Raw genomic sequence first — 14,236 nt, forward strand, 5'->3', positions numbered from 1 at the left:
TCAGCTCCTCGGCGGCGATCCAGGCGAAGTGGCCCTTGCCGGTGGACGGCCCCTTCCGCAGGCCCGTCTCGTACAGCCGCTTGGCGGAGAAGGCGCAGTCCGGCTCGACCGCGCAGGACACGCAGCGGGTGCCCGCGCCCTCGGGTGCCTGGCCGGCCCGGAAGTGGCGCAGCGAGCCGAACGACGACACGGCCCGCACCGGGCGGCCGACGATGTGCGCCAGCCAGTCGATGTCGTGGCAGGACTTGGTGAGCAGCAGCGGGCCGGAGGTGTCGCCGCGGCGCCAGTTCCCGCGTACATAGGAGTGCGCGAAGTGCCAGAAGCCGATGGGCTCCAGGTGCTGGACGCTGACGATCTCGCCGATCCGGCCGGAGTCCGTGAGCTGCTTCAGCCGCCGGGTGTACAGCGTGTAGCGCATGACGTGGCAGACGGTCAGGGACACCCCGGCCGCCTCGGCGGCGGCCGTGATCCGGTCGCACTCCTCGGCCGTGGTGGCCATCGGCTTCTCCAGCAGGAGGTCGTAGCCGCGGGCGGCGAACGCCTCGGCCGCCGCGACGTGTTCGGCGTCCTGGACCGCGATGACCACGGCGTCCGCGAGGCGCGGGACGGCGGCCAGCTCCCGCCAGTCGGTGAACCTGGCGGTCTCGGGGATGCCGTGCCGTTCGCCCAGTTCGGCGCGGCGGGAGGCGCGGGGGTCGGCCACCGCGGTGAGGACGGCCGGTGAGCCGGGGCGGGTGGCGATCCGGGCGTATCCGGTGCCGCGCGAGCCCGCGCCGGCGACCGCGAGGCGCAGCGGCCGGTCGAGCGGACTCCCCTGGTGGGTACGGAGGTTGCTGTGCTGGACGGTCTGGGTCACAGTCATCGCGGTCCGGCCTTTCCCGCTTCACATCGGGTGAGTTTTGCTACCTTCTTCAAGAACTCACCCCCCGTCAAGACAGCGGAGGACGAACGTGACCACCGCCGGCGGCGATTCCTCCCTCCTTCGCAGACTCAACACCACGGCCGTGCTGCGCGTCCTGTACGGGGGCGGCGAGTTCACCCTCAGCGAGCTGGTGCGCGCCACCGCCGTCACCCGGGCCACCGTGGAGAACGCCCTCGCCACGCTGATCCGCCAGGGCTGGGCTCAGGAGGTGCCGCCCGCGGCCGACGGCCGCCGGCCGGTGGGGCGGCCCGCCCGCCGCTACCGCTTCCGGTCGGAGGCCGGGTGCGTGCTGGGCCTGGACATCGGGGTGCACAAGGTGCTGGCGGTGGCCGCCGATCTGCACGGGGTGGTACGGGCCGTACGGCAGACGGAGGTGGCGAGCGATCTGGCGCCCGCGCAGCGCCTCGCGGCGGCGACGGCCCTGGGGCAGCGGACCCGGCGGGCGGCCGGTTTCGAGGCGGCGCGGGTACGGGCGGTGGGCGCGGGGGCGACGGGCGTGGTGAACGCCGAGGGCACGGTGATCCTAAGCGATCTGCTGCCCGGCTGGGCGGGCACGGAGCTGGCGGTGTCGCTCGCCGCGGACTTCGGCGTACCCGCGGCCGCCGGCAACGACACCAACCTGGCGGCGCTCGCCGAGCACTGGCGCGGGGCGTCGGCCGGGGTGCGCGACGTGCTCCATCTGCACGCGGGCCACGAGATATCGGCGGGGCTGGTGATCGGCGGCCGGCTGCACCGGGGACGGCACGGGGCTGCGGGCGAGCTGGGGATCCTGCCCGCGTCGGGCTGGCCGGACACGCCGCGGCGGCTGCGGGAGACGTGGGGCGCGGACGTCGAGGGCCTGTTCGCGGCGGCGCGGGCGCGGGACACCAAGGCGCTCCAGGCGCTGCGTTCCTTCTGCGACCGGCTGGCGCAGGGGGCGGCGGCGCTCGTGCTGGCGGTGGATCCGGAGCTGGTGGTGCTGGGCGGCGGGCTGTCGCGGGCGGGTGTGCTGCTGGCGGATCCGCTGCGGCGGCGGCTGCGGGAGCTGTGCCTGTTTCCGGTGCGAGTGGCCGTGTCGGAGCTGGGGGTGGAGGCGGTGGCGCTGGGGGCGGTGCGGCTGGCGATGGACGAGGTGGAGAAGGAGCTGTTCGCTACGTCGGCGGGGTGAGGGCGCTCCCGCGCGGGGGTTGGGCGCTCCTTCGCGGGGCGAGGGCGCTCGTGCGCGGGGATTGCGCGCTCCTCACCCGGGTGCGCGCTCCCTCACACGGCCAGCCCCAGCCGCCGCGCCAGCGGCGCCACCGACAGCGCGGCGCCGGCCGCCAGCGCCCCCACCGCGAGCCACGGCAGCACGCGGCCGAGGCTGAACAGCACGCCGAACAGCCCCGGTGCGATGATCATCGCTCCCACGAACGAGTACTGGAACACCCCGAGATACGCCCCCCGCGCCTCCTTCGGCGCCACCTCGTCGGCGATGGCGTTGGACGCCGGCCCGTGCAGCATCTCCGCCGCCGTCCAGCACAGGGTGATCACCGCGAGCGCCGCGACGAGCCAGAACCCGCCGGGCAGCAGCACCGCCCCGGCCATGCCCAGCGCCCACCCCAGCCAGAGCCGGCCGGCCCAGACCATGGCGCGCGGCCGGGAGGCCCGGGCCCGTGCGAAGCGGGTGACGGCCGCGGTCAGGGTCGCGATGAGCACGGTGTTCAGGGTGAGGATCAGGCTCGGTGTCCAGCCCGGGGCGCCCAGGCCCTCCGTCGCGTACACGGGGATCATCCCGCTGAAGACGTGGCAGAGGGTGAACGCGCAGTTCACGGTGGTCAGCAGGACGAACGCCCGGTTGCGCAGCGGATGTACGGCGGGCCGTGCGCCGGGCGCCGACGGCGCCCGGCGGGGCGCACGCCGTACGAACGCCGTCACGGCCGCCGCGGCGACCAGGAACGACACGGCGTCGACGGAGACGATCAGCCGGTACACCCCCGCGCTGTCCACGGCGATCAGCGCCCCGGCGAGCACGGCCCCCGCCCCGACCCCGGCGTTGCGGATCATGCCCTCGCGGGCGAACCAGAGGTCCTTGGCCTGCCCGCCGCCCTCGCGGTCCGCCTGCTCGGCGAGGAGCGAGTAGGCGGACGACCAGTACACCCGCAGGCCCGTGCACTCCACGACCGCGGCGGCGAAGAGGGTGTACGGGTTGTCGACGACGAGGAAGAGCGCGAACCCCGCGGCCTGGATCAACTGCCCCGCCACGACGAGGGGCTTGGCCCCGAAGCGGTCCACGAGCCGCCCGGTGAGCAGGGGAAGCGGCAGGGAGACGATGTTCCCGGCGCTGAAGACGAGGCCGACGGTGGCGACGGGGATGTCGGTGGTCTTCAGGAAGTAGAGCATCGACAGCGGCAGATACAGACCGGTGCCGACGGCGTCCACGGCGAGCGCGAGGTACAGGGCCCTGGTCGAGGTCCGGGAGGACCGGCGTATCTCCGTAAGATCCGTCACCCGTGGTGTCTAACGCCGCCGTAACACCGCCGTCAACAGCATTTCCCCGTACGGCGGTCGGGCCGGGCTCAGCCGGCGGCCGGGGCCGCCAGCAGCCGGTCAGCCTCCGCCAGCTGCTCCGGCCGCAGCGGGCCGAAGGCCATCGCGCCCGCGTTCTCCTCCGCCTGGGCGACCGTGCGGATGCCGGGGATCGGGACGGTGTGCGGGCTGCGGGCCCAGATCCAGGCCAGGGCGCCCTGGGCGAGGGTGCGGCCGTCGCTGGTGAGGAGGTCGCGCAGCGCGTCGACCCGGGCCAGCCAGGCGGGGTTGGGGCGGCCGTCGGGGAAGTAGTCGTTCCAGGCCGAGGGCACGCCGCGGACGTCGCCGGCGGGCAGCGCGGTGTCCGCGGTGAAGCGGCCGGAGAGCAGGCCCATCGCCAGCGGGGAGCGGTTGACGGAGGCGAGGTTCTCGCGGGCGCACAGCGCCAGCATCTCCGGGGCGTCCTCGACGATGTTCAGCCGGTGCTGCACCGCCGCGCAGTGCTCGCCGGCGGCGAAGAGGGCCGCCCGCTCCGGGTCGTCGGTGCTCCAGGCGTACGCCCGGATCCTGCCCTCGCGTACGAACTCCTCGCACAGGTCGCGCAGGGGTTCCGCGTCCGTCGGCGACGCCTCGGCGATGTGCAGCTGCCAGAGGTCGATGACGTCCGTGCGCAGGCGGCGCAGGGAGCCCTCCAGCGCCCGGCGGGCGTAGGCGGCCGTGGCGTCCGGGCCGGTGATCAGCTGCCGGCCGGCGTCGAAGGTGTTGCCGAACTTGGTGGCGATCACCACCTCGTCGCGGCGCCCCTGGAGCGCCTCGCCGAGCACGGTCTCGCTGTGCCCGGCGCCGTACACGTCGGCGGTGTCGAAGAAGGTGATGCCGAGGTCGAGCGCCCGGTGTACGGCCCGGACGGACTCGGCGTCGTCGACCTTGCCCCAGCCGACGGCGTCGCCGTCCGGGGTGAAGAACTCGCCCCCGATGGCCCAGCTTCCGAAACCGACCGCGCTGACGGCGATGTTGCTACGTCCGAGAGTCCTTGTCTGCATGGGCAGGACGATGCACCCTGGAGCGCACTCCAGCGCAAGCGGTGTCTTCCTCGGGCCTCCCGCGGGTCTACGCGGTGAGCGCGCCCCGGCCGTCCTCCAGGGCCCGGAACATGGCCGTGTTCAGCGCGAACGCGCGCCTGCACTCCTCGATCACCCGCTGCTTCTCCAGGTCGTCCAGCGGCAGCGCGTCCAGCAGCTCGCGGTAACCCCGCTTGTAGGCGGCGGGGTTGGCGACCTTCTCGAAGACGTAGAACCGGACGCCGTCACCCCGGTGCTCGAAGCCCCAGGCCTTCTCGGCCCTGCCGCGGATGATCTGGCCGCCGGAGAGGTCGCCGAGGTAGCGGGTGTAGTGGTGGGCGACGTAGCCGGCCGGCCAGGTGTCCGCGCAGTACCCGACGCGGGCGGCGTACGCGGCGGTCGCGGGCAGCGGCGTCAGCTCGGCCCGCCAGCAGCCGTCGCCGTGCAGATGGTCCAGGTCCCGCTCCAGCTCGGGGACGCGGGCGATCTCCGGCTGTACGAAGGGGCCGGCGACGGGGTCGCCGGCGAGCCGGTCCCAGGCGCCCTCGAGCGCGCGGTATACGAACCACAGCTGCCCGGTGTAGCGCGTGTACGCCGCCACGCCCAGCCGGCCGCCGAGGAGGTCGCTCATGAACGTCGACTGCTCCGCCTCCTCGTGCCGGTCGTGGGACTCCGTGCGCAGACGGGCGGAGAACGGGGTGGCGTCCAAGGCGGAGACCTCCGGTGGGTGCGGTGTCCGGTTCCCGACACACTGTCGGCAAACGATTATGCCGTAACCGGAGGCTTCCCGCCCGCTTGCCTGCGGAGCTGCGGACGGCGGGCCCGCGCCGATGGATGGCACGACCATCCGGTTTCCGACACGCGGTCCGGGGACTTGCGCATCCGCGCAACGGTGGCACCCTGGTGATTCCGCGCCCTGACCGCGCGCGGGTGGGGGTTCGGGGTGCGGATGTCAAGTGATCTGCAGGTGAAAAGATCTTGCAGATTCTGCACATCCTTTGCGGCGACTTGTCCGTCCAACCCGGTGAACAGACCGCCGTACCCCCGCAGTTCCGAGCGACCGCGGTCTGAACGCATGTGAACACTGCGACACCAGGCCGATAAAATGCGTAAACTGCAGCGAAAATCGGGAAACGGGCGTACAGTTCCGGCATTAGGGCGCAGCTACGACAGGGGAGGTCGGCTGCGCCTCGACCAGTCGCGATGTGCCAGGGGGGAACATGCGACGTATCGGGATCGCCGATACGGCCAGCGCTGCGCAGGCATCCGCTGACCATGCACTGCACACACGCCGGCACAGAGCCGGCCGACCCGGCAGGGACGGGCTCAAGCCCGTCTGGTACCTGCCTGTCGCCACGGGCCTGGCGGCCGCGGGCGTCGCCCTGCCGGTCGTCCTCGTCTACTCGGCCACCGGCCAGCCGCACCCGTTCCTGTGCGCGCTGACCGCCACCGCGGGCTGGCTGCTCGTCCAGGCCGCCCGCAGGCGCTTCGACCAGCGCCGGCTCGGCGAGTCCCGGCGGATCCTGCCGGTACTCCAGGACTGGCTGATCCTGCTCGGGCTGCTCGCCCTGACCCGTACCGTCCTCGACGAGTCCTCCGATCCGCAGATCGCGCTGCTCGCCCTGCTGAGCGCCCCGGTGGTGACCGCCGCCGGCCGGCTGCTGCTCAACCAGCATCTGGTGGAGTCCCGGCGCGAGGCGCACGCGGTGCACCGGGTGCTGGTGGTGGGTGAGCCGGGCGCCGCCGATCTGGTCGTCGGCCAGCTCGCCGCGCGCACCGACCACGCGTACGTCGCCGTGGGCGTGGTGCCCGTCGGCGAGGGCACGCCCACCTGCGGGGTACCCGAGGCGGCCCGGCTGGGCGCGGTGGCACCGGACGCGCCGCGCTGGGACGCGGGCGCGCTGCTGGGCGCCGCCCGGGAGACCGGCGCGGAGCTGGTGCTCATCGTGCCGGGCCAGCGGCTGTCCGGGGCGCGGCTGCGCCAGCTCGCCTGGGCGCTGCACGAGGCGGGGCTGCCGCTGGCCGTGCTGCCGGGCGTCGTGGAGGTCGCCGAGCGCCGGATGCGGCTGTCGGTCACGGCCGGGCTTGCCATGGTGCATATAGCGCCGCCGCTGCGGCGCGGCCCGCAGCTCGTGCTGAAGACGGTGCTGGACCGGCTGGGCGCGGCGCTCGGACTGGTGCTGCTGTCACCGCTGTTCGCGGCGATCGCGATCGCCGTCAAGTCGACGTCGCCCGGCCCCGTCTTCCACCGGCAGACCCGGCTGGGGCGCGACGCCGAGCCGTTCACCATGTGGAAGTTCCGGTCCATGGTGCGCGACGCGGAGGAGCAGCGGGCGGAGCTGACCGCGGTCAACGAGCACGAGGGCCCGCTGTTCAAGATCCGCCGCGATCCGCGGGTGACCCGGGTCGGCGAACTGCTGCGCCGCAGCTCCCTGGACGAACTGCCGCAGCTGATCAACGTGCTGCGCGGCGACATGTCCCTCGTCGGGCCGCGCCCGCCGCTGCCCGAGGAGGCCGCCCGCTACACCGAGACGGAGCGCCGGCGGCTGGCCGTGCGCCCCGGGATGACGGGACTGTGGCAGGTCAGCGGCCGCTCGGACCTGTCCTGGGACGAGACGGTGGCGCTGGACCTGCGGTACGTGGACAACTGGTCGATCGGTGACGACGTGGGCGTCCTGGCCCGTACGGTGCGGGCCGTCGTGGACGGCCGGGGGGCGTATTGACCGGGCCTCCCGGGCCGGCCACCCGTTCAGTCCTGCGCCTGCTCCGCCAGCCAGCCGGCGTACACCGACGCGATGCCGTCCCGCAGGGCGATCTTCGGCTGCCAGCCGAGGGACGTCATGCGGGACACGTCCAGGAGTTTGCGCGGGGTGCCGTCGGGCCTGGCCGGGTCGAAGGCGATCCGGCCGGGGTAGCCGACGACGTCCCGTACGGTCTCCGCCAGTTCGCGGATGGTCAGGTCCTCGCCGCAGCCCACGTTCACCGGCCCGTCGCCGTCGAAGACGCGCAGCAGCAGCTCGCAGGCGGCGGCCAGATCGTCGACGTGCAGGAATTCGCGGCGCGGCGTGCCCGTGCCCCACAGCACGACCTCGTCGCGCCCGTGCGCCTTCGCCTCGTGGAAGCGGCGGATGAGGGCGGGAAGGACATGCGAGGTCTCGAGATCGAAGTTGTCGCCGGGCCCGTAGAGATTCGTCGGCATGGCGGAGATGTAGGACGCGCCGTACTGGCGGCGGTAGGACTGCACCTGCTCGATACCGGCGATCTTGGCTATGGCGTACGCCGAGTTGGTGGGCTCCAGCGGCCCGGTGAGCAGCGAGTCCTCACGGATCGGCTGCGGCGCCAGCTTGGGGTAGATGCACGAGGAGCCGAGGAAGAGCAGCCGGCCGACGCCGGCGGCGTGGCTGCCCGCGATGACGCTGAGCTGGATGCGGAGGTTGTCCTGAAGGAACTGCACCGGATACGTGTCGTTCGCCATGATCCCGCCGACCTTGGCGGCGGCGAGGACGACCGCGTCGGGGCGGACCTCCGCGAGGAACGCCGCGGTGCGCTCCGCGTCCCGCAGGTCGAGCTCCGCCCGGGTCCGGGTGAGCACGTCGTAACCCTCGTCCGTCAGCCGGCGGGTGACCGCGGAGCCGACCAGCCCGCGGTGCCCGGCGACGAAGACCCGGGCGCCCGCCCGCAGAAGCTCGTTCGATTGCGTCATGGAACGGCATTCTGCCAGTCCTGATAGCGACCAGATACACCTTTACAGTTAAGAATCACAGCATTTGGGGGGAACATCCCGATGACCGCATATTCGAACCGGAGCGCGCTGATCACCGGCGTGACCGGCCAGGACGGCTCGTATCTCGCGGAGCTGCTGCTGGCGAAGGGGTACACGGTGCACGGACTGGTGCGCCGCTCCTCCTCCTTCAACACCGAGCGGATCGACCACATCTACCAGGAGCCCCAGGACGCCGACAGACGGCTGATCCTGCACCACGCGGACATATCCGACGGGGTGGCCCTGGTGAACCTGCTGCGCGACCTGCGGCCCGACGAGGTGTACAACCTGGGCGCCCAGTCGCATGTGCGGGTGTCGTTCGACGCCCCGCTGTACACCGGCGACGTCACGGGGCTCGGCGCGGCGCGGCTGCTGGAGGCGATCCGGGCGAGCGGGGTGCACACGCGCATCTACCAGGCGTCGTCCTCGGAGATGTTCGGCTCCACTCCCCCGCCGCAGAACGAGCGCACACCGTTCCACCCGCGCAGCCCGTACGGCTGCGCCAAGGTCTTCGCGTACTGGCAGACGGTCAACTACCGCGAGGCGTACGACCTGTTCGCGGTGAACGGCATCCTGTTCAACCACGAGTCCCCGCGCCGCGGCGAGACCTTCGTGACCCGCAAGATCACCCGGGCGGTGGCCCGGATCCGCGCGGGCCTGCAGGACAAGCTCTACATGGGCAATCTGGAGGCCGTCCGCGACTGGGGCTACGCGCCCGAGTACGTCGAGGCGATGTGGCGGATGCTGCAGCAGGACACCCCGGACGACTACGTGGTGGCCACCGGGGTGGCGGCGACGGTCCGGCAGTTCCTCGAGACGGCGTTCACCCACGCCGGACTGGACTGGACGGAGCACGTGCGCTTCGACCCCAAGTACGAGCGCCCGAGCGAGGTCGACGCCCTGATCGGCGACGCGGGCAAGGCGGAGTCGCTGCTGGGCTGGAAGCCGCGTACGACCTGGCGGGAGCTGGCGCAGCTGATGGTGGACGCGGACATCGAGCAGCTGGAGGCGGAGCTGTCGGGCGCGCGGGTGCGCATCGACCGGTGACGGTGACCCGTCCCGCGTTTCAGGAGATGACAGATAATCCTCCGTTTGTCGGTGTACGGCGATACGCTGCGCGCAACATGTGGCCGGGGGGCCACCTTTCATGGGCCAGGGGGGCTTATGCGTAAGAGATTCGGAGCGCTGACTGCGGCTGCGCTCGTCATGTCGTCGGCCGGCGTGGTGCTCGCGCCACCGGCGCAGTCGCTGACGCCGCCGGTGGCGATGACCGCCGACGCGCTGTCGACCTGGCAGACCAACGGCGTCGTGTGGGCGCTGGCTCAGGCGGACGGCGTGGTGTTCACGGGCGGCACCTTCTCGGCGATCCGGCCCTCGGGGGCCGCCGCGGGCACCAGCGAGCAGCCCGCGGTCAACTTCGCCGCCTTCGACGCGGCGACGGGCGCGCCCACGGCGTGCCAGCTGTCGTTCACCATCGGCAGCGGTACGGCGTCGGTGCGCGCGCTGGCGGTGTCGCCGGACAAGCAGACGCTGTACGCGGGCGGCACCTTCGGCGCCGTGAACGGCGTCGGCCGGTCGAACGTGGCGGCGATCGACATCGCGACCTGCGCGGTGAAGGACGACTTCGCCGTCGCGGTCTCCTCGACGGTGCACGCCCTGGTCGCCACCGCCGACACGGTCTACCTCGGCGGCGGCTTCGCCACCGTCGGCGGCCAGCCGCGCAACAGCTTCGCCGCGGTGACGACCACCGGCGAGGTCACCGGCTTCGTGGCCGACGGCACGGACCTGACCAGCTCCAACGACTTCCGTACGGGGCGCGCGCTGGCGCTCTCCCCGGACGGCACCAAGCTGGCGCTGGGCGGCGAGTTCGACGCGGTCAACGGCCAGTCCTCGCACGCCCTGGCGGTCGTGGACCCGGCGACGGGCGCGGTGGTGAAGGCGTACGGCAGCGGCTTCATCCCCGAGACCTCCGTGGTGAAGGACGTCACAGCCGACGCCACGGGCTTCTACACCGCCAACGAGGGCACGGGCGGCGGCGTCTTCGACGGCCGCATCGCCATCAACCTCAGCGATCTGAACCAGCGCTGGCGGGACACCTGCCTGGGCGCCACGCAGTTCGTCGAGGAGTACCAGACGGTCCTGTACAGCGGCTCGCACGCGCACGACTGCTCCTCGATGGGCGAGTTCCCGAACCAGGCGCGCATGCACCTGCTGGCGCAGTCGGTGAACGACCCGAAGAAGCTCGGCTGGTTCCCCGACACCAACGACGGCATCGGCGAGATGATCGGCCCGCGCGTGGTCACCACGGCGACCGTGAACGGCGTCGACTACATGTGGGTGGGCGGCGAGTTCACCACCGTCAACACCAAGGCGCAGCAGGGCCTGACCCGCTTCGCCAGCACCCCGGACACCGCGGCGCCCCCGGTGCCGTGGGCGTCGGCGTCGAGCGTCAAGCCGGGCGAGGTCAGGTTCAGCTGGCAGTCCAGCCTGGACCTGGACGACAGCCGTCTGACGTACCGGGTCTACAAGAACGGCGGCACCACCCCCGTCTACGAGGTGGAGGGCGACTCCATCCCGTGGAAGCGGCCGCAGCTGACCTTCACCGACACCGACGTGGTGGCGGGCCAGACCTACACCTACCGGGTGACGGCGGGCGACGGCGTCAACACCAGCGCCAAGTCGGCGACGGCCACGGTGGTCGCGGCCGGCGCACCGGAGGCGTACCCGGCGGCGGTCCTCGCGGACGGCGCCACGCTGTACTGGCGCTACGACGAGACCGACGGCACCTTCGCCGCGGACGCCACGTCCACGCTCACGGGCGGAGTGCACCGCGGCGGCCCGCAGCGCGGCGTCACGCCGGGCGCGGTGCCCGGCACCAGCAAGGCGATCGGATACGACGGCACCAGCGCCAAGTACAGCTTCAGCGACGCCCAGCTGCCCAGGCCCGCGCAGTACTCCGTCGAGACGTGGTTCAAGACCACGACCACGTCCGGCGGCAAGCTGGTGGGCTTCGGCGACCGCAGGCTGGAGAAGAGCGCCAACTACGACAAGCACATCTACATGACCAACAGCGGTGGGCTGGTCTTCGGCACCTACAGCAACGCCGTCCGCACCATCAGCTCCACCGGCCCCTACAACGACGGCCAGTGGCACCACGTGGTCGCGACCCAGGGGTCGAACGGGATGCGCCTGTACGTGGACGGCGTGCTGAAGTCGTCGAACTCCTTCTACACCAGCAGCCAGAACTACCTCGGCTACTGGCACACCGGCGGCGACAACCTGGCCAGCTGGCCCAGCCGGCCGACGAGCGACTACTTCAACGGCCAGCTGGACGAGACGGCCGTCTACCCGACGGTCCTCGACGCCACGAAGATCTCGAACCACTACGGTCTCGGCACGGCCGGCTGAGGAAGGCCGAGGCCGCACATGACCCGGCAGACACCCGGACCCCTGGGTAACACCCGGCGAACGCTCCGCAACGCAACCGCGGGACCGCTTGCCCGGCTGGGGGTCCGGGGGTCATCCCCCGGGAGAATGCAGCAACGGCCAGCTCGACGAGACGGCCGTCTACCCGACGGTCCTCGACGCCACGAAGATCTCGAACCACTACGGTCTCGGCACGGCCGGCTGAGGCCCGCACCGTGACGGTCCGGAACCCCCCGGCGTTCTCCAGGCCGGGGGGTTCTGTGACAGAGCTGTCACAGACGTGACAGGACCCTTACCCGCAAAACGGACCACCAATAACCTTCTGCCCACAGGAGCGGTATGACACCGCAGGGGGACGGCATGACCAGGGGGGCTCATGCGTAGATTCGCGGCACTGGGTGCTGCACTTGCCATGGCAGGGGCGTCGCTGGTCGGGCTGGGCGTGAACGCGCCGGCCGCCACCGCGCTCACTCCGCCGGTCGCGATGACCGCGGACGACCTGCCCACGTACCAGACCAACGGCGTCGTCTGGGCCCTCGCCCAGTCGAACGGACAGGTCTTCGCCGGCGGCACGTTCTCGGCGGTGCGCCCGCCCGGGGCGGCGGCCGGCACCAGCGAGTCACCGGCGGTGAACTTCGTCGCGCTGGACGCCGCGACGGGCGCGCCGACGAGCTGCAAGCTCAGCTTCACCATCGGCAGCGGGGTGGCGACGGTCCGCGCGCTGACGGTGTCGCCCGACGGCAGCACCCTGTACGCGGGCGGCAACTTCGGCACGGTCAACGGCGTCGCGCGCAGCCGGGTGGCGGCCATCGACATCCCGACGTGCACGGTGAAGGCGGGCTTCAACGCGGGGACGGTCTCCGCCATGGTGCGCGGCCTCGGGGTCTCCCCCGACGGCTCCACGCTCTACATGGCCGGCGACTTCCTCACCGTGAACGGCCAGAGCCGGCAGCGGTTCGCCGCGGTCACCTCCACCGGCGCGCTGAAGTCGTGGACGGCCAACGCGGACGCCCGCGGCAAGGCCGTCGAAGTGACGCCGAACGGCGGCCACGTCGTCCTCGGCGGCGACTTCAACAACGTCAACGGCAAGGCCACCCGGGCCTTCTCCGTGGTGACGTCCGGCACCGGCGCGGTCGTACGGCAGATGCCCACCGGCTCCGGCGAGACGGCGATGGCGTCCACGTCGACCGTGCAGAACCTGCACGTCGACGCCACCGGCATCTACACCGCCAACGAGGGAACGGGCGGCGGCGTCTTCGACGGCCGGATGGCACTCAACCTGGACGGCACCTTCACCGTCCGCTGGAAGGACAACTGCCTGGGCGCCACGCAGGACGTGACCGTCTACAAGTCGGTGCTCTACAGCGTCTCGCACGCGCACAACTGCTCCAGCGAGGGCCAGTTCGGCGAGCTCAACGACCGCCAGCACCTGCTGGCGGAGCAGACCGGCACCGACCGGCCGCTGCTGTCGTGGTTCCCGGACACCGACGACGGGCCCAGCGGCACCGAGCAGATCGGGCCGCGCGCCATCGTGTCCTCCTCCAGCGGCGGCGTGGACTACATGTGGGTGGGCGGCGAGTTCACCCGGATCGCGTCCAACGGCAACCGGCTGCAGCAGGGCCTGGTGCGGATGCCCTCCGGGCCGGACACCCGGACCCCGGTGACGGTCCCGTCCAGCCTGACCGGGGCGAACGTCACCGGCGGTGTGCGGCTGACCTTCAAGGCGAGCTGGGACCGGGACGACACCCGGCTGACGTACCGCGTCTACCGCAACGGCACCCAGCTGCCGGCGACGGCCCAGGCGGACTCCAAGTTCTGGACCCTGCCGACGGTCACGTTCAACGACACCACCGTCTCGGCGGGTACGCAGTACAACTACCAGGTCGCCGCCTGCGACCCGGCGAACAACTGCACCGCCCGCTCCTCGACGGTGACGGTGACGACGCCGGGCGCGCCGACGCAGTCGACCCGGGAGGTCACGGCCACCGCGGACACCTATGTGAACGCGGGCGACCCGGCGGGTGTCTACGGCACCCACCAGCAGCTGGCCGTGCGCGGCACCTCGGCCTACATCTCGTATCTGCGCTTCACCGCGCCCAGCGCGCCCGCCGGGCTGGTACTCAAGAGCGCCAAGCTCACCCTGCGGACGAGCAACATGACGAGCGCGGGCTCCGCGGACTCGTTCTCGGTGGTGCCGGTCACGGGCAGCTGGGACGAGGCGACGACGAACTACTCCAACCGTCCCGCGCTGTCCGCCACCGTCCTCGGCACCCTCACCGGCGCCACGGCGCTGGAGACGGACTACACGGTGAACCTGTCCTCGGGGATCACCCCCGGGGCCGCCGTGAACCTGGCCGTCACCAGCACCGGCACGGACGCCCTGTGGCTGTGGGCGCGCGAGACCTCGTTCGACCCGAAGCTCACACTCACCTTCGGAGCACCATGATCAGGCGCACGGCCGGCACCACCGCGGCGGCCGCACTTCTCGCGGCGAGGCGTGGGCGCGGCGGCCCGGCCTGCTGCGGGACCAGTTCCGCCACTACTACCGGCCCGCCGAGGACGCCCAGCCCGAGTGGCTGC

The 14,236-nt window shown here is 72.2% G+C and carries 10 protein-coding genes; 5 read left to right on the top strand and 5 right to left on the bottom strand.

Annotated features, from left to right (window positions below; all coding sequences use genetic code 11):
- Positions 1 to 862 (bottom strand): Gfo/Idh/MocA family oxidoreductase (locus AB0M28_RS37085; protein ID WP_365414653.1); only part of this gene is annotated, 862 nt, incomplete at its 3' end.
- Positions 863 to 950: 88 nt separating this feature from the next.
- Between AB0M28_RS37085 and AB0M28_RS37090 the strand changes: the two genes are divergently transcribed.
- Positions 951 to 2,069, top strand: a complete 1,119-nt coding sequence (locus AB0M28_RS37090) for an ROK family transcriptional regulator (RefSeq protein ID WP_365414655.1) — start codon at positions 951 to 953, stop codon at positions 2,067 to 2,069.
- Positions 2,070 to 2,161: 92 nt separating this feature from the next.
- Here AB0M28_RS37090 and AB0M28_RS37095 read toward each other — a convergent pair whose 3' ends face one another.
- The 3 genes from AB0M28_RS37095 to AB0M28_RS37105 all read right to left on the bottom strand — a co-directional run bounded on the left by AB0M28_RS37095 (position 2,162) and on the right by AB0M28_RS37105 (position 5,176).
- Positions 2,162 to 3,388 (bottom strand): MFS transporter, encoded by a 1,227-nt coding sequence (locus AB0M28_RS37095; RefSeq protein ID WP_365414657.1) that lies wholly within the window; start codon positions 3,386 to 3,388, stop codon positions 2,162 to 2,164.
- A gap of 68 nt (positions 3,389 to 3,456) precedes the next feature.
- Positions 3,457 to 4,449, bottom strand: a complete 993-nt coding sequence (locus AB0M28_RS37100; RefSeq protein WP_365414659.1) for an aldo/keto reductase — start codon at positions 4,447 to 4,449, stop codon at positions 3,457 to 3,459.
- Positions 4,450 to 4,516: 67 nt separating this feature from the next.
- The gene (locus AB0M28_RS37105) at positions 4,517 to 5,176 is read right to left on the bottom strand and encodes a biliverdin-producing heme oxygenase (RefSeq protein WP_365414661.1); all 660 of its coding nucleotides are present in this window, start codon (positions 5,174 to 5,176) and stop codon (positions 4,517 to 4,519) included.
- Between the two features lie 511 nt (positions 5,177 to 5,687).
- On the opposite strand from AB0M28_RS37105, the gene AB0M28_RS37110 reads away from it, so the two are divergent.
- Positions 5,688 to 7,190 carry a sugar transferase gene (locus tag AB0M28_RS37110; RefSeq protein ID WP_365414663.1) on the top strand — a complete coding sequence of 501 codons (1,503 nt, stop codon included), beginning with the start codon at positions 5,688 to 5,690 and terminating at the stop codon, positions 7,188 to 7,190.
- Positions 7,191 to 7,216: 26 nt separating this feature from the next.
- Here the strand turns inward: AB0M28_RS37110 and AB0M28_RS37115 are convergent, their stop codons facing one another.
- Positions 7,217 to 8,170, bottom strand: coding sequence for a GDP-L-fucose synthase (locus tag AB0M28_RS37115; RefSeq protein WP_365414665.1), 954 nt, complete (start codon positions 8,168 to 8,170; stop codon positions 7,217 to 7,219).
- A gap of 81 nt (positions 8,171 to 8,251) precedes the next feature.
- Between AB0M28_RS37115 and gmd the strand changes: the two genes are divergently transcribed.
- The 3 genes from gmd to AB0M28_RS37130 all read left to right on the top strand — a co-directional run bounded on the left by gmd (position 8,252) and on the right by AB0M28_RS37130 (position 14,102).
- Complete coding sequence (gmd, locus tag AB0M28_RS37120) at positions 8,252 to 9,277, top strand: GDP-mannose 4,6-dehydratase (RefSeq protein WP_365414667.1); 1,026 nt, start codon at positions 8,252 to 8,254, stop codon at positions 9,275 to 9,277.
- Between the two features lie 159 nt (positions 9,278 to 9,436).
- Positions 9,437 to 11,638: a LamG-like jellyroll fold domain-containing protein gene (locus AB0M28_RS37125; protein WP_365414670.1), complete on the top strand. Its 2,202-nt coding sequence runs from the start codon at positions 9,437 to 9,439 to the stop codon at positions 11,636 to 11,638.
- Between the two features lie 430 nt (positions 11,639 to 12,068).
- A complete protein-coding gene (locus AB0M28_RS37130) occupies positions 12,069 to 14,102 on the top strand; it encodes a DNRLRE domain-containing protein (protein ID WP_365414669.1) in 2,034 nt (677 codons plus the stop codon).
- Positions 14,103 to 14,236: the final 134 nt, after the last annotated feature.

Origin of the sequence: Streptomyces sp. NPDC051940 (assembly GCF_040680895.1) — a bacterium.
GTDB lineage: Bacteria > Actinomycetota > Actinomycetes > Streptomycetales > Streptomycetaceae > Streptomyces.

Excerpts from the sequence above, each read along its gene's own strand:
- AB0M28_RS37100 (WP_365414659.1), bottom strand. The coding sequence starts at position 4,449 with ATGCAGACAAGGACTCTCGGACGTAGCAACATCGCCGTCAGCGCGGTC.
- AB0M28_RS37110 (WP_365414663.1), top strand. The coding sequence starts at position 5,688 with ATGCGACGTATCGGGATCGCCGATACGGCCAGCGCTGCGCAGGCATCC.
- AB0M28_RS37115 (WP_365414665.1), bottom strand. The coding sequence starts at position 8,170 with ATGACGCAATCGAACGAGCTTCTGCGGGCGGGCGCCCGGGTCTTCGTC.
- gmd (WP_365414667.1), top strand. The coding sequence starts at position 8,252 with ATGACCGCATATTCGAACCGGAGCGCGCTGATCACCGGCGTGACCGGC.
- AB0M28_RS37125 (WP_365414670.1), top strand. The coding sequence starts at position 9,437 with ATGTCGTCGGCCGGCGTGGTGCTCGCGCCACCGGCGCAGTCGCTGACG.
- AB0M28_RS37130 (WP_365414669.1), top strand. The coding sequence starts at position 12,069 with ATGGCAGGGGCGTCGCTGGTCGGGCTGGGCGTGAACGCGCCGGCCGCC.